We start from the raw sequence: 16,646 nt of genomic DNA, 5'->3' as shown, positions 1-16,646 counted from the left end.
CCGGCCGCCCCACCCTGGGCGTGGGCGTGAGTCGCATCAACCGGCCTTCCGCGACGTCTGGAAGGCCGAGTCGATGCGACTCACGGAACCAGCGGGGGTGTCAGCCGCAGTCGATGGCGGCGTACGGCGCCGTGTAGGTGCTGTACGCGCCGATGCCGTCGGTGTAGGTGTAGCCGGCGATGGTGGCGGTGCCCGCCGCGACCGTCGCCGCACCGGAGCCGAACAGGTTGTACGCGGCCTTCGACGTGGCGACGGCGGTGAACTTCTTGTCGCCGAACGGTGTGGTCAGCCGGATGTCGGCCGCCTTCGCCGCGTTGTTCAGCGCGTACACGGCGACGGTCGCGTCTCCATTGATGCACTGCGCTTTGGCGTTCACCGCGAGGGCGACCGTGGCGCGCGCCGTCACCGGTGACCCGGCGACGAACTTCGCCAGCGTCACCGTGTCGATGTTCGGCGCGAACGAGGTGGCGTTGCCGAGCGTCAGCGAGCCCATCGAGGTCGTCAGCGCCAGCGGGATCGTCTTGTCCCAGTAGCTGCTCCACGAGTAGTTGTGACGCACCGCCGCCCGCACGGTCGAGCCGCCGGCCTCCGTCACATCGACGAAGCGGCTGATCACCTGCGGGTTGTAGTTGATCGCCGCCGCCTTGTCGGCATTGGTCGCGCCGAGCACCAGCTGGTAGGCGCCGGCCGTGAAGCCGGTCGGACGCGGCACGGTCAGTGTGTTGCCCGCGCCGTTGCCGAGGTACCCGACGTCGCGCACCACGCCGGATGCATCCGCCGACCCGTTGGAGCCGGCCGCAGCGGTCTGCACCACGGCCGTGCCCGCGCGCGGAAGGGCCTCGGCCTCCGAGCGGAACACGTTCGCCGGATCGGCATCGGACGCCTTCTGGGTCGCGCCACGCACGGTGGTCACATCTGCGACGAGAGCGCCGGCGGGGGCCGTCACCCTCAGCTCGTTGACACCCTGCGGAAGGAACACGCGCGCGGTCGATGCCCAGGAGCCGGATGCGGTGGCCGCGGCGAGCGGCACACTACGCCCATTCACAGACAGCGCGGGCGTCGAGGCTCCGGTCGTCGCGAAGTGCGTCGTCACGTCGTAGTAGCCCGTTTCAGCCGTGGTGGCGAAGAACGTCGCCGATCCGCTGCCCGAGAGCGACACCGACCCGGCCGTCGCCTGCTGCGCGTAGGTCACTGCGGCCCCGCCGGACAGGCGCGCATCCAGAGCCGGATACACCGCCTTCTCCCCGTCGGTCACGTCGTACAGATCGAAGCGATCGAGCGTGATGTCGGCGCCGGGGAGGATCGTCTGACCGTTCGCGCTCGCTCGGATCGAGAGAGCGTGCGTTCCCGCCGTCAGCGCAAAAGTGACGTCCGTCGTGCCGCGGTAGGTCCACGACAGATCGGCGGAGTACTTGATGAGCTGCTTGTAGGCGCCGTCGACGAACAGGGCGTGCTGGCCGGGCGCGAGGTTCGCACCGGCCAGGATGCTGAGCCGGTACGTTCCCGTGCGCGGCACGGTCACGTTCCAGGTCGCCGACGATCCGGCCTTGTTGAACGAGCCGACATCGCGCCCGTTCGACGCCATGAAGGACCACTCGCGCGACGGGTCCTGAGCGTACGCCGTCGCGTTGGCGAGAGTGGTGTTCTCCGCCTCGACGCTGCTGACCCGATCGGTGGCGACCGGCTGACGGGCGGCGAGCGCCGGGGTGATCTCCACCTGGTAGGCGGCGTACCGGTCGGCATTCGGAACGGTGAGCGCGACGGTTCCGTTGCTCACGGTCGCTCGGGTCGAGAGGATCACCGGCGGCTGCAGGGACGCGCCCTCCGCGCCGTTGAGCCGGTCGGCGCGCACCTGCACGTCCACACTCGTTCCGAAGGTGCTGCCGGCAACGCCCGAGACGGTCAGCGCGACGTCTTTCGAGCCGCCGCCGAACAGCACCGTGGCCTTCTTCTTCGCCGGATCGATCGCGCCGATTCCCTGCAGCGTGTCGGGCGCGTTGAGTTGCGGGGGAGTGACCTTGACGGTCGTGGAGCCGGCGAGATCGCCGTACCACTTGAACATCCACCAGCCGCCGTTCGCGCCGTTGTTGCGCGACGAGTTGTCGGACAGATTGCCGGCGTAGTTCCAATAGGCGGTCTGCGCGTCGACCTTCTCGTCTTCGAACATCGACATCCACTGCACCAGCTGACCGGGCACGCCCATGTCGCGGAGCATCCCGTATTCGGTGATGTTCACCGGGATGGGCGCGATGCCGAGGGACGACAGGATCTGCCGGTACTGCGTCACATTGCCGCGGAAGGTGGCGAGGTTGTTGGTTCCGAGCTCGTGCCAGATGAAGACGTCGGGCAGCTGGCTGTTCGCCTTGGCGTAGGTGAGGTAGTCGGTGCTGCGGTCGGCGTGCCACGACGAGTCGCCGGGGCCGCCGATCTTCGCGTGCCCGAGACCGTGCGCGGCGTAGACCGCCTGGATGGTGCTGTACGCGGCGGACCAGTCGGCGAGGAACTGGTTCTTCTGTGTCGACCAGTTCGGGTACCAGTTGCCGGCGTCCGGCTCGTTGAACGGGATGAAGATGTAGTCCTCGGGATGCTGCGACCGGGTCGCCACCTTCTCGACCGCCGCGCGGAGAATGGGAAGGTAGTCCCACTCGCCGTCGCCGTTCGCGTCGCCCGGACGTTTGCCGCCGTTGTAGGCCCAGTCCGGATACTCGTCTTGGATGTACACGTAGAGGTCTTTGCCACCACCCGCAAAGAAGCTCTTCTCGACATCGAGAGCGTCGCCGTTGGGATGCTGAGCGCCCTGCGGAGGCTTCTGAGAGGTGTTGGTCACCCGGGCGCCGTCGAGGACGGCCTGACTCGGTACGCCGTCGTCGCCCAAGCCGTAGAGGGTTCCCGTCGAACCGCCGCGGAAGTCACCCGTGGTCTGGGAGAGGTCGACGCGCAATGCGTCGGGGGAGGCGGCGACGGCGGGAGCCGCCGTCAACCCGCCGAGAGTGACGCAGAGTGCCGTCACCGCCGCCGTCGAGAGGCCGGCCAGCGACATCCGCTGCCTGGGCCGTTGTTGGTCGTCACGCAATCCAGTACTCCTTCGTACGAGTGTTGGTCGGTTCGCCCCACCCATTCGGGGGGATCTTGAAACCGCTATCATGATAGCGGTTTCGTGTTTCGATGCAAGAGCCTCCTGATGCCTGATGTCGCGGGTTTGATAGCGGTTTCAGAATTAATTTGCATCTGGCTCTGAAACCGTTATCATGATTCGAGTCGACCTGACACAGATCCACCATCCACGATGAAGAGGACCGATGAGCGAACGTCTGCACTGGGGCAACGGAACGTTGGCGATCGAGTTCGAATGGTCGTCGGAATCCGCTCCCCGCATCGCGGCCGTCGCGTCGTCGTCCGGGCGGCTCGAGATGCCGGCGGGCCTGCCGCTCATCGACGTCCTCACGGTGTGCCACGGGCACGCTCTGGCGAACGACCGTCTCGTGCACACCGCGATCGGCCACGACGCCAGGTACATCGCGCACAGCGAAGAGGTTGAAGGCGGCGCCCGCACGCTCCGCCTCTCCGTCGGGCACGCTGCGACCGGCATCACGGCGACCATCGCGCTCACGCTCTTCGATGGGCTCGCGGCGCTGCGGTCGAGCATCACGGTGACCAACGGCGGCTCCGACGAGATCGTGCTGCGTTCCATCCCTTCGCTCTCGTTGTACCTCGGGGGCGGCGCCGACAGTGACATCCGCGACTGGACGGTGCACCACGCCCTCAGCGACTGGCTGGGGGAGGGCCGCTGGATGAGCGAGCCGCTCGGCGGCATCCGGTTCCCCCGGCTGGAGCAGCACCTCACCAACCACAATCCGCGCGGGGAGTTCTCGGTGACCTCCAGCGGCACGTGGTCGACGGGAAAGCACCTGCCGATCGCGGCCGTCACCTCCGAGCGCCTCGGCGCGGCCTGGGCCTGGCAGATAGAGCACAACGGCGCCTGGCGCTGGGAGATCGGGGAGGACACCGCGAGCGGCTACCTCGCTCTCTCGGGCCCGACGGACACGGATCACCAGTGGGTGGTCGTGCTCCACCCCGGCGAGCAGTTCACCACGGTGCCCGTTACGATCGCCATCGCCTCCGACTTCACCGGCGCGATCGCCGAGCTCACTGCCTACCGCAGGGCCGTCCGCCGGCCGCACCCGGACAACACGGCGATGCCCGTCGTCTTCAACGACTACATGAACACCCTCAACGGCGACCCGACGACCGAGAAGCTGCTGCCGCTGATCGACGCAGCGGCCGGCGCCGGCGCAGAGATCTTCTGCATCGACGCCGGTTGGTACGACGACAGCGGCGACTGGTGGGACAGCGTCGGCGAGTGGCGCCCCTCGACGACGCGCTTCCCCGGCGGACTCGGCGAGGTCATCGACCACATCACGCGAGCCGGGATGACCCCTGGCCTCTGGCTCGAACCCGAGGTGATCGGCGTGAACAGCCCGGCGGCGCTCACACTGCCGGACGACGCGTTCCTGCAGCGCAACGGCAAGCGGGTCGTCGAGCACCACCGCTACCATCTCGACCTTCGACACCCGGCGGCGGTGGCGCACCTCGACGAGGTCGTCGACCGGCTGGTGAACGACTTCGGCGTCGGGTTCTTCAAACTCGACTACAACATCAACCCCGGGCCCGGCACCGACCGTGATGCCGACAGCGTGGGATCGGGACTCCTCGAACACAACAGGGCCCACCTCGCGTGGCTCGACGGGGTGCTCGAGCGCCACCCCGACCTGGTGCTGGAGAATTGCGGCTCCGGCGCGATGCGGTCGGACTTCGCGATGCTGTCTCGACTGCAGATGCAGTCGACCTCCGACCAGCAGGACTTCCTCAAATACCCGCCGATCGCGGCGGCCGCCCCTGCGGCGATGCTGCCGGAGCAGGCCGCGAGCTGGGCATACCCCCAGCCCGAGATGTCGGCGGAAGAGGTGGCGTTCTGTCTCGCGACCGGGCTGCTCGGACGGTTCTACGTGTCGGGCTACCTCAACCGGATGAACGAGGGACAGCTCGGGCTCGTGCAGGAGGCCGTGGCCACCGCCAAGCGCCTTGCCCCCGAGCTCGTCGCCTCGACCCCGTTCTGGCCGGCGGGCATCCCGACCTGGGAGGGCCCGTGGACCGCGCTCGGCCTCGCCACGCCCGGCTCGCGCCTCATCACCGTCTGGAATCGAGACGCGGCCGACTCGGTCACCACCCTCCACCTCCCCGGCCTCGCCTCTTCGCAGGTGACGGTCGGCACCATCTTCCCGAGCTCCCTACCTGAGTGGAAAACCCACTGGGACTCGGAAGCCGGAACACTCCGCGTGACCAACCCGACCGGACAGGTCGGTGCGCGTGTGTTCCGCGTCGATGCCGCCGAATGATGACGGCCGTGACAGCCCCTGCAACAAGAACCCAGTAGCGTCTGAGAGCGCTACGTCACACAAGGAGAGCAGTTCAATGAAGATCGCTTGGAAAGGCGCCGCGGTCGTCGCGGCCGCGGCAGCGCTCATCCTCAGCGGATGCAGCGACCCCGGCGCCGGCGGAGACGCGAGCGGTACCGCGTCGTGGCCGGCTCAGGACACGAAGCTCGATGGCGTCAGCCTCACCATCTGGGCCGCCCAGAACTCGAACAAGACGGCGGACAGCGTCATCTCCGGCTTCGAGAAGCTGACCGGCGCCAGCGTCAAGGTCGTCACCATCCCCGACCCGTACGAACAGGGTGTGCAGACCAAGGTCGCCACCGGTGACAAGCCCGACCTCGCGTTCTGGCAGCCCACCGCGTCGGAGCTCACGGCGCTCAACGCCACCCAGAACCTGCAGTCGCTCGAAGGGGCGCCCTGGGTCGGCGACTACACGGGCAATCTCGGCGACATGACGGGCATCCTCGACAAGACGCGCTACGCCGCGCTGGTCACCACCCCCGCCGTCATCGGCGTGTACTACAACAAAGACGTCTTCGCGGCGAACGGCATCACCGCCACCCCGAAGAACTGGGACGAGTTCATCGGCCTCGCGAAGCAGCTCAAAGCCAAGGGCGTCGACCCGTTCTACGAGATGGGCGGCGACAAGTGGGCGACGCAGTGGTGGGTGCAGGCCCAGCTCGCCGACGCCGCCAAGGACGGACTCTGGACGAAGGTGAACGAGAACAAGGAGAAGTTCACCGGCCCGACCATCCAGGGCGCGATCGACAACTACAACACCCTGATCAAGGACGGCCTCTTCAACGCCGACATCAAGACGGCCACGTTCGTCGACCAGGGCAAGGCGCTGCTCGACGGCAAGGCCGCCATGGCGATGCAGGTGAACTCGTTCTTCGGCGAGCTCCAGGCGACGTCGAACACGGCCGAGCTCGACAAGAAGATCGGCTTCTTCCCGATCTCGCCGAAGGGCAACGTCGGCACGTTCATCCCGGACCAGTCGAACGCGCTGGTGGCCTTCAAGAGCGGTGACAGCAAGAAGGAGGCGGCGGCGCGTCAGTTCCTCTCCTACTGGCTCGGCGACGGCTACAAGGACTTCGTGAAGGCGCAGTCGACCGTCTCGCTCATCAAGGGCGTCGACACGCCGTCCGACGTGCCCCAGGCGCTGAAGGATGTCGCGGCCTCCCTCGACGGCTCCGTCGGCTCGATGCAGGCCCTCGCCGTCGCGAACCCCGACCTGTACCTGAACCTGGCCGACATGATCCAGGGCACCAAGACCACCGTCCAGGTCGCCCAGACCACCCAGGCGCAGTTCGCACAGCTCGCCAAAGCACAGGGAGTGACGGGCTTCTGATCCCGTCGCGATGGGCGGCGGACCTGCTCCGCCGCCCATCGCAGCACAGAAAGGCAAACCCGATGACAGCACAGCTCACGCGTCCCGTCGCTCCGCCGGCGCGGCCGAGGGTGAAGGCAGAGCGGCCGTTCCGGCCGAGGCGCAGGCAGGACCATCCCGCGTGGTTCCTGATCCCCGCGCTGGTGATCCTCGTCGTCTTCTTCTTCGTGCCGACGATCTTCAACTTCGTCTACGCGTTCACCAACTGGTCGAGCTTCCACAGCTCCATCGGCTTCGTCGGATTCGACAACTTCTTCTCGCTCTTCACCAACGGCAGCCTGCTGGCCGACCTGCGGATCACCCTGATCTACGCGGTGCTGGTCGCGATCTTCCAGAATCTCTTCGGACTCGCGCTCGCCCTGATCCTCGAGCGCGACACCGCCGTCAACAGGTTCGCGCGTGTGGCGTTCTTCGTGCCCGTGGTGATGAGCGCTCTCGCGGTCGGCTACATCTTCCAGGCGCTGCTCAAGCCTGAGGGCGGCCTCAACCAGATCCTCAGCTTCTTCACCGGCCAGCACGTCTCGGTCGCCTGGCTCGGCAGCACGACCTGGACGATCGTCGTGGTCGCGCTCATCCACGCCTGGAAGTGGATGGGGCTGTCGATGCTCATCTATCTCGCCGGGCTCAAGACCATCAACGAGGACATCCTCGAGGCCGCCCGACTCGACGGCTCCGGATGGTGGACCACGTTCCGCAGCATCCGGTTCCCGCTGCTCGCCCCTGCGGTCACCTTCAATGTGGCGACGGCGCTGCTCGGCTCCATGAACGGCTTCGACATCGTGCAGGCCACCACCGGCGGCGGCCCGGGCGGCACCACCGAGCTGCTGAACATCTTCATCTTCCGCACCTTCGGCCAGGGCCTCTTCGCCCAGGCCACCACGATGAGCCTCGCCCTGTTCCTGATGGTGACGATCCTCGCCTTCCCCGTCATCCGCGTCCTCCGCAAGAGAGAAGAAGTCCTGTGACCGCCGTCAGCACTCCGCGCAGCACCGCGCCCGCGCCGACCCGGCCCTCGCGCCGGCGCGGCTCCCGCAAGCCCACCCGGTTCATCCAGCCGATCGTCGCGATCCTGCTCGTCGTGCTCCTGCTCGGTGTGCCGTTCTGGCTCGTGGTCGTCACGGCGGGCAAGGACCAGGCCGAGGCGCTCAACCCGAGTCTCGCCCTGCCGACGGACTGGCAGCTCTTCCAGAACTTCGCAACCGTGCTCGACCAGGGCCGGATGATCCCCGCCTTCTTCGGAAGCCTGCTGATCATGGTGCCCTCGGTCGCCGGTGTGCTCATCCTGGGCGCGATGGCGTCGTGGATCCTCGGCCGGCGTCGCAGCAAGCCGATCTCGTTCCTCTACGCCCTCGCGATCAGCGGCATCGTGCTGCCGCCGGCGGTGGTCACGATCGTGCTGCTGCTGCGTCAGCTCGGACTCGCGGGCACGGCCGTCGGCATGATCGGCGTCTACATGGGGATGTACCTGTCGACGGTGATCTTCTTCGTCACCGGCTTCGTGCGCACCATCCCGGTCGAGCTCGAGGAGGCGGCGCGGGTCGACGGGGCGGGGCCCGTCAAAGTGTTCTTCCGCATCATCCTGCCGTTGCTCGGTCCCACGCTGTCGACCGCGACCATCCTGATCTGCCTCTACATCTGGAACGACGTCTTCTACGCGCTGTTCGTGATCGGCGGACGCCTCGACACGCTGCCCCTGAACCTCTACCAGGTGGCGAGTTCCGGGCTCTACCTGCAGAACTGGCACCTGATCTTCGCCTACATCATCCTGATGAGCCTCCCGCTGCTCATCACCTTCGCCGTGATGCAGCGCAAGATCATCTCCGGCATCACGAGCGGCGCGGTGAAGTGACGGGAGCGCGCGGCGCGGCGCGTTCGATGGGCGCGTCGATATGCTGAGGGCGATGTCCACCACTGCGCCCAAACCCCCGGTCATCGGGGATGTCGCACGCGAGGCCGGCGTTTCCGTTCCGACCGTCTCGCGTGTGCTCACGGGTGCTGCGCGCGTATCGGAGGAGAAGCGCGAACGCGTGCTGCAGGCGATCGAGAAGCTCGACTTCCGGCCGTCGGTGATGGCGCGCGCGCTCGTCGCCCGCCAGCCGAAGCTGATCGCGGTGCTCGCGGGCAACACCTCGCAGTACGGCTATGCGGAGACGATCCGCGGTGTCGAGGAGAGCGCGCGCGCGGCGGGGTTCACGGTGACGATCACCGTGGTCGAGTCCGCCGAAGAGGAGACGGTCGACCGGGCCGTCTCACTGGTGGTCAACCAGCCGATCGCCGGCATTGTCGTGCTCAAGTTCGACCCGCCCGGCGTCGCTGTGCTGCACCGCCTCCCCAAATCGATACCGGCGGTGTCGATCTCGGGCGTCCGCGAGACGGGCGTGCCGCAGGCGGTGCTCAACGAAGCGGATGCCGCCCAGGAACTCGTGGAGTATCTGCTCGGCCTCGGGCATTCGACCGTGCACCACGTGCGCGTGCCGCCCTCGCGCAAAGAGGACGGACGCACCACCGGCTGGCGCCGTGCCCTCGCCGAGGCGGGCGCTCCGGTGCCGGAGCCGATCGACGCCACCTGGGAGCCGGAGTCCGGCCGCGCGATCGGTGTCGAGCTCGCCGCCCGCTCCGACGTGACGGCGGTCTTCTGCGGCAACGACGAGATCGCGATGGGCGTGATCCGCGGCCTGCGCGAGGGAGGCCGTTCGGTGCCGGAGGACGTCAGCGTGGTCGGCTTCGACGACCATCCACTGGCCCGGATGTGGACGCCGCCGCTCACCACGGTCGACCAGGACTTCGCGGGGCTCGGTTCCCGCGCCTACGGGCTGCTCGAGGGGCTGATGGCGGGGCGGAGGGTGCGCAAGTTCTCGTCGGAGCGCCCGCCGATCGTCATCCGCGAGAGCGCGGCGCCGCCCCGTCGCTGACGGCTGCACGCGCGAATGCCGCCGCCGCCGAACGCGACGGATGCGCGGCGGGCGCGACCGGGCGTACGGTGATGCGATGACGACCGAGCGTGTCGACATCGCCGTGATCGGCGCCGGCTTCGCGGGGATCGGTGCCGCGTGGCAGCTGATCGCCCACGGCTACAACGATTTCGCCGTGCTCGAACGCGGAGACGAGGTCGGGGGCACGTGGCGCGACAACACCTACCCGGGCGCGGCGTGCGACATCCGGAGCGATCTCTACTCGTTCTCGTTCGCCCCGAATCCCGGGTGGAGCACCGCCTACGGGCAGCAGCCCGAGATCCTCGCCTACCTGGTGCGCGTCTCGCGGCAGCGCGGCATCCGGGACCACATCCGGTTCGGCACCGACCTGCAGAGCGCGACGTGGGACGGGGATGCCGGGCGCTGGCTCCTCGAGACCTCACGAGGCGCGATGTCGGCACGCGTCCTCATCTCGGGCCACGGGCTGCTCATCGACCCGCATCGTCCCGCGATCGACGGGCTGGACTCGTTCGGCGGAACCGTCTTCCACTCGTCGCAGTGGGACCACTCGGTCGACCTGACGGGCAAGCGGGTCGCCGTCATCGGGACCGGCGCATCCGCGATCCAGATCGTCCCGGCGATCCAGCCGGAGGTCGGGCGCCTCCTGGTCTTCCAGCGCACCCCGCCGTGGATCGTCTCCCGTCACGACCACCGCAGCAGCAGCCTCCGGCGCCGGCTGTTCGCCGGCGTCCCCGCGGTGCAGCGCGCCGTGCGCTCACTGATCTTCGCCGAGTACGACGCGCGCTGGCTGGGCTTCGTGCATCCGCGGGTCGGCGCGGTGGTCGAGCGGCTGTCCACGCGGCACCGCGACGCGCAGGTGCGCGACCCTAGCCTGCGCGCACGGCTGACCCCCCACTACCGGATCGGCTGCAAACGGGTGCTCGTCTCCGACGACTACTACCCGGCCATCCAGCGCGAGAACGTGGACTACATCGACGACCCGATCGAGCGGATCGAGCCGCACGCCGTCGTCACCGCGGACGGGCGACGCCATCCGGTCGATGTGCTCGTTCTGGCCACCGGGTTCGACGCGACCCGGCCGCGGATCGCCGACCGCATCGTCGGAGCGCACGGCGAGACCCTGGCCCACGCCTGGCGAGACGGCATGTTCGCCCTCCACGCGGCCACGGTGCCCGCCTTCCCGAACCTGTTCTTCCTGCACGGACCCAACGCGGCCCTCTCCCACAACAGCGTCGTGGTGATGATCGAGGCCCAGGTCCGTTACGCGATCGACGCTCTCGACCGGATGGGCGGAGCCGGCGTCGACGCGGTCGCCGAGCCGACGGAGGACGCGATGGCACGGTACGAGAGCGGGCTGCAGCGGGCGTTGGCGAAGGGCGTCTGGACGCGGGGCGGCTGCACGAGCTTCTACCTCGATGCGAACGGCCGCAACACCGTGATCTGGCCGCGCAGTGCCATCGGCTTCCGGAGGTCCGTGCGCCGGTTCGACCCGCGGGAGTACACGATCACGCGTGCCGGAAGACCGGCGCGCGTACCATGACGCGCATGGCTGACCCCGTCGTGCATTTCGAGATCATCGGACCCGACCCCGCCGCGCTCCGGAGCTTCTACTCCGGGCTCTTCGGATGGGAGGCGCCGCCCGGAGCATCCGTCGCGCCCGAGATCTCGGACACCGACCAGTATTCGTTCATCGACGCGATCCCCACCGGCGACAGCTCGGGCATCCCGGGCGGCATCGGGGGAGGAGCGCAGTCAGTGGCGCGGGCGACGTTCTACGTCGGCGTGCCCGACGTGGAACGGGCGCTGGCCGATGCCGAGCGACTGGGCGGAACGCGCATTCTGGGGCCCGTGCGCAACGAGGGCGGAGGCGTGACCGTCGGACATTTCCGCGATCCGGCGGGAAACCTGATCGGCGTCGCCGGCCCGCGCTAGGCGACCACGCGCGCCGGCCCGCCGCCGTCCGCGCGCTACCCGCAGAGCCCGACGCCCGCCGAAGTCAGGATCACCGAGCGGTTCTGCTCGGCCAGAGCATCCGAGTACTTTCCGGAGGCGTCGGTCTCGCTCTTCCAGCCGCACCACTCGTACCCGACGCCCGCCGTCGTCAGCAGCGACTCGGGCACCCCGAGCCCGACCAGCGCCGCCTTCACGGCGTCGGCCCGCCGCAGCGAGAGCGCAGTGTCCGCCGTGTTGTTCGTCGCCTGGTCCTTCGAGGCGGTGCCCGTGATCGTCACCGTCGCCCCGTTCTGCTCGATCGACGGCACGAGCCCCGACAGCACCTGCGATGCCTTCGTCGCGTCGGAGAACGTCGCGGTGTCCTTCGTGAAGAGCAGGTCGCTGTTGCGGATCACGATCGGCTTCGTCCAGTCGGTCTTGGTCTGCACGGCCTCGACCGGCACGGCGGCCACGGCGGGCAGCCCGGATGCGGCGCCACCGGACGCGGGCTCCGGCAGCAGCGAGAGGGTACCGCCCGCAGCCTTGATGATGGCGGTCCAGATCGCCTCGAGGTTGCTCCGTGCGGGAATCGTCAAGGTCTGCTGCGACCCGGCGACGTCGCCCATGCCCGCCCAGTAGACGGTGACGCCCTTCAGGTCCTTCGGCAGCAGACCGCGCGAGGTCAGGTCGCTCACCACCTGGGCAGGGTCGGCGTAGAGCACGCCGCTGGCCGCGAAGTTCAGCGGGTCGGTCGTCTGCAGTCCGCTGCCCATCACCAGCACGCCCATCGGGTTCGAGCCGAGGTTGCGGGCGGCCTGGTCGATCGACCCGAGGAAGTCGACCTCGGGCGATGCCGCCTTGAGGCCGTTGATGTACGACGTGACCTGGGTGAGCTTGTTGCGCTGGTCGTTCTGGCAGACCACGGCATCCTGGGCCGTCGACCCGATGGTGGTCGTTCCCATCACCTGCGGGGTGCCCGAGGGGATGACCACGGTGACGCTGCCGTTGCTCTTGCTGACAGCTGTCAGCTGGGCGACGGCCGAGTCGGGCAGCGACGCGGCCGGTGCGTTGGCCGTGCTCCCGGCGACGACGCCGAGGTTGCGCTTCTGCGACTGGTCGCAGGCGGCGCCGGCGGCGGTCGCGGAGGCGCAGGCGGTGAGGCCCGCGCCGAGCGCGATGACGGTGGCGATCGCGATGCCGGCTCTGGCGAGAAGTCGGGAGGTCACAGGTGGTCCTTTCGGCCGGCGGGCGGGGCGGATGCCCCATCCGTCGGTGTCAGTCGGTGAGTTGGGAAGGCGTGGACGCCGGCGGGATGGACGGCACGATCTCCGGCGGGTCGGCGAGGCGTCGAGCCCGCAGCTCCCGGATGATCTGGCTCGTGCTCTCGGGGTCGCGCTCCTTCTTCGCCAGCCGGGTCGCGAGCTGCGCGCGCAGCAGGTCGACGCGGGCGTTGAACGTGACGCGGGCGCCGGTGTAGCGCACGGCATCCTCGTGGTCGAGCCGCAGCGCCTGCTGCGTGGCCTCGCGTGCGGCGACGGCCTCGCCGAGCAGGCGGTCGCGGTGCACGCGCAGGTCGTCGAGGTGACGGTGCGCCTTCTCGGCGGCGCTGAGCAGCGGGCGCGTCGTCAGCCAGGCGACGATGAAGCTGATCGCCCCGGAGGTCGCGAGCACACCGAGCATCAGGAACGCCATGATCGTGTCCGGAGCGGTCCACGAGAAGCCTGCGGTCGTCGGAGCCGTGGTGGCGCCGGTGAGACCGGTCAGGCCGCCCGCGTTCTGGGCGTCGATGCCGGCCTTGATCCGGGCGATGGTGATCGCCGCGAGCAGCGCGCCCCAGATGAGGGCGAGGGCGACGGCGACGATCGACCAGCGGCGGGCCATCACGCCGGCCTGGATGCGGCGCATCAGCACGGCGACGACGTGCGGCAGCGTCACCACGGCCAGCGAGATGCCGAGGGTGATCACGTACATCTGCAGGCCGATCGAGCCGTACTGGCTGTCGTTGCGCAGCAGCAGGGTCAGGGCCTGCGAGAGCAGGATGTAGTCGACGGTGATCATGCCGAGCAGCAGCACGTACACGAGCACGTGGGCGAACGGCGAGATGTGCCCGACGCGCGGCCGGATGCGCGGGGGCTTCATCACGATGTCTCTTGCCATGTCAGTCCTCCCGCGACTCACGCGTAATTGTGGAGCTCGGGATCGTGCCCGAGCAGCTTGGCGTCGAGGCGCTCGGCGGCGACACCGGCGCGGTCGATCTGGGCTTCCGTGCGAACGATCGCGCCCCGGATGAGCTCCTCGCGCTTCTGCGCGTCGGATACGCGGGCCGCAGCGGCGGCGACGTTGCGGGTGCGCTGGCGGTCGATCTCGGCGACGCCGGCGCGCTCGAACGCGGACAGCTCGTGCTCGAACACCTCCAGGGTCTCCACGTCGACCGCTGAGCGCATCCGGCGGAGCTGCCAGAGCAGGCGGCGTCGCAGCCGCATGGTCCTCGGGACTTTGTAGTCGGCGGGCAGCCGATCACGCTTGGACATCTGTTCTCCCCTGCCAGAGTTCGAGAAGTTTCGTGTTCTCTTTGGTGTTCAGCCATTCCAGGCGCCGCAGCCCCGGCGCGCGATCGCCGAGGTGCTCGGTGCTCGCCGACCGGCGGAAAGCTCCCCAATAGACGGCGATCTTCTCGTCGGAGTAGTCGTAGTAGCGGCCGGCACGCAGCTTGGCGGTCGTGAAGCGCGAGTGGATGAGGGCGGTGAGCTCGTCCGCGCGGCGATGGCCGCGCTTGATCCGCCGCTCCAGCCGCCGGAGCTCCTCGAAGGCCGGTCCCTGGCCCTCGGCGATCGCGTCGCGCTCGGCCGCGGACAGGTTGTCGGTCTTCTCCTCGTAGGACGCGAGGTCGGCATCCAGGGCCTTGGTGACGATGCGGTGCTCGGCCAGCTCGCGGTGGATGTCGGAGAAGAAGCGCTGCTCCTCGCGCCGGGCGTAGGCGTTCGCGTGAGCCTGGATGGCCTGCACCGTCGGCGTCGACGGCTCGGCCGATTCGTCACCGGATCGTGACCCGGATGCGGCGACCTCGGCATCCTGCCTGGCCTGGCGTTCGAGCCGCCCGCGAACGATCATCCCGACGCGAAAAGGGCGCCGGCCTGCGCGAGGCGCGCGATGCGACCGTGTCGCCATAGGGGTTCCCCTCCGTCAGTGAAGCTGTCATGCCCGCATATCGGCGGACATCGAAGCGTACGGAGAACTCCTGGCAACTGACTAGGGGAATCTCGAATGATTCCCGATAGTCCGGACACGGCTAGATCACGATTCGTTGACCCGGTCGTCCCGTCGTGCGAGCAGCAGGCCGTCGATCATGGCCGCCAGCATACGCGCCACCCGCGGCTCGACGTCGACGACCGCATGGGCCAGGCGAGGGTCGCTGCGGTAGAGCGCCTCGATCTCGGGGCCGGGCGTCGCGATCTCGAAGAACGCTCCCGAGAGCGAGGTCGCGGCGGCGATGACATCGACGGCGTCGGTCTCGGTCAGGGCGGGGAGCAGTGACCGGATGGCCCCGATGATCCCCTCCAGTTCGTGATGCGTGACGAGTTTGTAGGCGCGCACGGCCTCGACGGACACGCTGCGTTCCAGGTTCAGCGGGGCCTGGGCGAGGAGGTCGCAGAATACCGGGCGTGACGCGAGGGAGGAGGCGATGGTGCGCGCAATGGCGGCGGAGGAGACGGTGCCGCCGGATACGGTGCCGCCGGTCTCGAGCCCGGCCAGCGCCGTTCGCACCGCGGGGCCCCAGTCCTGCCAGTCCTCGGCGCTCAGGCGCAGGAAGATCTGCTCGCGGTTCTCGAAGTAGCGCAGCAGGGCGGACTTGTGCATCCCGACGGCTGCGGCGATGTCGGTGAGCGTGATCTGCCGGATGCCGCGGTCGGTGGCCAGCGCGCGGGCGGCGGCGAGGATCGCGTCTTCGCGCTGCTGTTTCGCCTCGGTGCTGCGGGCACGCTGGAATCCGGTCGTCGTCATGCAGCCCATCCTAACGCAACTCAGTTGCGTAATTAAGAGAACGGTGTTTTACTAATTGCATGACACAGGAACGACAGGTTTGGTTCATCACAGGTTCTTCGCGCGGTTTCGGCCGCGCCCTCGTACGCGCCGCCCTCGAAGCGGGCGGTCTCGTGGCCGCCACCGCCCGACGGCCCGAGCAGCTCGACGAGCTGGTCTCCGAGTTCGGCGAGCGCGTGCATCCCATCGCCCTCGATGTGACGGATGCGGCAGCGGCCCGGTCGGCGGTCGCGGAAGCGCGGGAGCGGTTCGGACGCATCGACGTCGTCGTGAACAACGCGGGGTACGCGAATGTCTCGCCGATCGAGTCCACCGACGACGAGGACTTCCGCACGCAGTTCGAGACCAACTTCTGGGGCGTCTACAACGTCACGAAGGCGGCGCTCCCCGTGCTGCGCGAGCAGGGGAGCGGACTCGTCATGCAGTTCTCCTCCGTGGGAGGTCGCGTCGGCGGGTCGCCGGGCATCGCTTCGTATCAGGCGGCGAAGTTCGCGATCGACGGGTTCAGCCGCGTGCTCCAGGTGGAGGCCGCGCCGTTCGGCGTGAGGGTCGTCGTGGTCGAGCCGAGCGGATTCCGCACCGATTGGGCGGGTTCGTCGATGATCGTGCGCGAGGTGCCCGAGGCGTACGAGGTGACGGTCGGGGCGATGAACACCCGGATGCGGCAGAACGCAGACGGCCCGGCGGGCGACCCGCAGCGCGCAGCCGAGATCCTGGTGCGGATCGCACAGCGTCAGGACATCCCGTACCATCTGCCGCTCGGCGTCAACGCGGCCGAGATGACGATCGCGCAGGATCGGCGCCTGCTGGCCGACGACGAGAAGTGGCGCGCGGTGAGCCGGTCCGCCGACTTCGACGAGCCGTACCCCGTCGCGTTCCCGCCCGACGCCGCCTAGCGCCCCCGGCTCTCAACGA

At 68.7% G+C, this 16,646-nt stretch carries 14 protein-coding genes; 8 read left to right on the top strand and 6 right to left on the bottom strand.

Going from position 1 to position 16,646, the window contains the following annotated elements; translation table 11 throughout:
• Nucleotides 1–100: 100 nt before the first annotated feature.
• A complete protein-coding gene (locus tag AC1DB1_RS09715) occupies nucleotides 101–3,073 on the bottom strand; it encodes a CBM35 domain-containing protein (protein WP_477200616.1) in 2,973 nt (990 codons plus the stop codon).
• A 226-nt stretch (nucleotides 3,074–3,299) separates the two neighbouring features.
• On the opposite strand from AC1DB1_RS09715, the gene AC1DB1_RS09710 reads away from it, so the two are divergent.
• The 7 genes from AC1DB1_RS09710 (at nucleotide 3,300) to AC1DB1_RS09680 (ending at nucleotide 11,690) form a co-directional block, all read left to right on the top strand.
• On the top strand, nucleotides 3,300–5,396 hold the full coding sequence (locus tag AC1DB1_RS09710; protein ID WP_477200615.1) for a glycoside hydrolase family 36 protein: 2,097 nt from the start codon (nucleotides 3,300–3,302) through the stop codon (nucleotides 5,394–5,396).
• Nucleotides 5,397–5,472: 76 nt separating this feature from the next.
• Nucleotides 5,473–6,786 carry an ABC transporter substrate-binding protein gene (locus AC1DB1_RS09705; RefSeq protein ID WP_477200614.1) on the top strand — a complete coding sequence of 438 codons (1,314 nt, stop codon included), beginning with the start codon at nucleotides 5,473–5,475 and terminating at the stop codon, nucleotides 6,784–6,786.
• Nucleotides 6,787–6,848: 62 nt separating this feature from the next.
• Entirely contained in the window at nucleotides 6,849–7,790 is a 942-nt protein-coding gene (locus tag AC1DB1_RS09700; RefSeq protein ID WP_271177860.1) for a carbohydrate ABC transporter permease, read from the top strand.
• Nucleotides 7,787–8,674: a carbohydrate ABC transporter permease gene (locus tag AC1DB1_RS09695; protein WP_271177861.1), complete on the top strand. Its 888-nt coding sequence runs from the start codon at nucleotides 7,787–7,789 to the stop codon at nucleotides 8,672–8,674. The genes AC1DB1_RS09700 and AC1DB1_RS09695 overlap by 4 nt, the downstream gene beginning before the upstream one ends.
• A 52-nt stretch (nucleotides 8,675–8,726) precedes the next feature.
• Complete coding sequence (locus AC1DB1_RS09690; RefSeq protein ID WP_477200613.1) at nucleotides 8,727–9,737, top strand: LacI family DNA-binding transcriptional regulator; 1,011 nt, start codon at nucleotides 8,727–8,729, stop codon at nucleotides 9,735–9,737.
• Nucleotides 9,738–9,813: 76 nt separating this feature from the next.
• Nucleotides 9,814–11,298, top strand: coding sequence for a flavin-containing monooxygenase (locus AC1DB1_RS09685; RefSeq protein WP_477200612.1), 1,485 nt, complete (start codon nucleotides 9,814–9,816; stop codon nucleotides 11,296–11,298).
• A 5-nt stretch (nucleotides 11,299–11,303) separates the two neighbouring features.
• Entirely contained in the window at nucleotides 11,304–11,690 is a 387-nt protein-coding gene (locus AC1DB1_RS09680; protein WP_477200611.1) for a VOC family protein, read from the top strand.
• A gap of 35 nt (nucleotides 11,691–11,725) precedes the next feature.
• Here AC1DB1_RS09680 and AC1DB1_RS09675 read toward each other — a convergent pair whose 3' ends face one another.
• From AC1DB1_RS09675 to AC1DB1_RS09655, 5 genes are all read right to left on the bottom strand, one after another.
• Nucleotides 11,726–12,916 (bottom strand): OmpA family protein, encoded by a 1,191-nt coding sequence (locus AC1DB1_RS09675; protein WP_477200610.1) that lies wholly within the window; start codon nucleotides 12,914–12,916, stop codon nucleotides 11,726–11,728.
• A gap of 49 nt (nucleotides 12,917–12,965) precedes the next feature.
• Complete coding sequence (locus tag AC1DB1_RS09670) at nucleotides 12,966–13,847, bottom strand: hypothetical protein (protein WP_271177866.1); 882 nt, start codon at nucleotides 13,845–13,847, stop codon at nucleotides 12,966–12,968.
• Between the two features lie 17 nt (nucleotides 13,848–13,864).
• Nucleotides 13,865–14,221 (bottom strand): hypothetical protein, encoded by a 357-nt coding sequence (locus tag AC1DB1_RS09665; RefSeq protein WP_271177867.1) that lies wholly within the window; start codon nucleotides 14,219–14,221, stop codon nucleotides 13,865–13,867.
• Entirely contained in the window at nucleotides 14,208–14,801 is a 594-nt protein-coding gene (locus AC1DB1_RS09660) for a hypothetical protein (RefSeq protein WP_477200609.1), read from the bottom strand. Before AC1DB1_RS09660 ends, AC1DB1_RS09665 begins: the two co-directional genes overlap by 14 nt.
• A gap of 183 nt (nucleotides 14,802–14,984) precedes the next feature.
• Nucleotides 14,985–15,692 (bottom strand): TetR family transcriptional regulator, encoded by a 708-nt coding sequence (locus AC1DB1_RS09655; RefSeq protein WP_477200608.1) that lies wholly within the window; start codon nucleotides 15,690–15,692, stop codon nucleotides 14,985–14,987.
• Nucleotides 15,693–15,751: 59 nt separating this feature from the next.
• Between AC1DB1_RS09655 and AC1DB1_RS09650 the strand changes: the two genes are divergently transcribed.
• Nucleotides 15,752–16,627: an SDR family NAD(P)-dependent oxidoreductase gene (locus tag AC1DB1_RS09650; protein ID WP_477200607.1), complete on the top strand. Its 876-nt coding sequence runs from the start codon at nucleotides 15,752–15,754 to the stop codon at nucleotides 16,625–16,627.
• Nucleotides 16,628–16,646: the final 19 nt, after the last annotated feature.

It is taken from the genome of Leifsonia sp. 10N434 (assembly GCF_056394405.1).
The sequence above is the reverse complement of the archived record's forward strand: the minus strand, read 5'-3'. Positions and strand labels throughout refer to the sequence as shown.

Bases quoted from the DNA above. Each gene is read 5' to 3' on its own strand.
- AC1DB1_RS09710 (WP_477200615.1), top strand. From the start codon at position 3,300: ATGAGCGAACGTCTGCACTGGGGCAACGGAACGTTGGCGATCGAGTTC.
- AC1DB1_RS09705 (WP_477200614.1), top strand. From the start codon at position 5,473: ATGAAGATCGCTTGGAAAGGCGCCGCGGTCGTCGCGGCCGCGGCAGCG.
- AC1DB1_RS09700 (WP_271177860.1), top strand. From the start codon at position 6,849: ATGACAGCACAGCTCACGCGTCCCGTCGCTCCGCCGGCGCGGCCGAGG.
- AC1DB1_RS09690 (WP_477200613.1), top strand. From the start codon at position 8,727: ATGTCCACCACTGCGCCCAAACCCCCGGTCATCGGGGATGTCGCACGC.
- AC1DB1_RS09685 (WP_477200612.1), top strand. From the start codon at position 9,814: ATGACGACCGAGCGTGTCGACATCGCCGTGATCGGCGCCGGCTTCGCG.
- AC1DB1_RS09680 (WP_477200611.1), top strand. From the start codon at position 11,304: ATGGCTGACCCCGTCGTGCATTTCGAGATCATCGGACCCGACCCCGCC.
- AC1DB1_RS09670 (WP_271177866.1), bottom strand. From the start codon at position 13,847: ATGGCAAGAGACATCGTGATGAAGCCCCCGCGCATCCGGCCGCGCGTC.
- AC1DB1_RS09665 (WP_271177867.1), bottom strand. From the start codon at position 14,221: ATGTCCAAGCGTGATCGGCTGCCCGCCGACTACAAAGTCCCGAGGACC.
- AC1DB1_RS09660 (WP_477200609.1), bottom strand. From the start codon at position 14,801: ATGATCGTTCGCGGGCGGCTCGAACGCCAGGCCAGGCAGGATGCCGAG.
- AC1DB1_RS09655 (WP_477200608.1), bottom strand. From the start codon at position 15,692: ATGACGACGACCGGATTCCAGCGTGCCCGCAGCACCGAGGCGAAACAG.
- AC1DB1_RS09650 (WP_477200607.1), top strand. From the start codon at position 15,752: ATGACACAGGAACGACAGGTTTGGTTCATCACAGGTTCTTCGCGCGGT.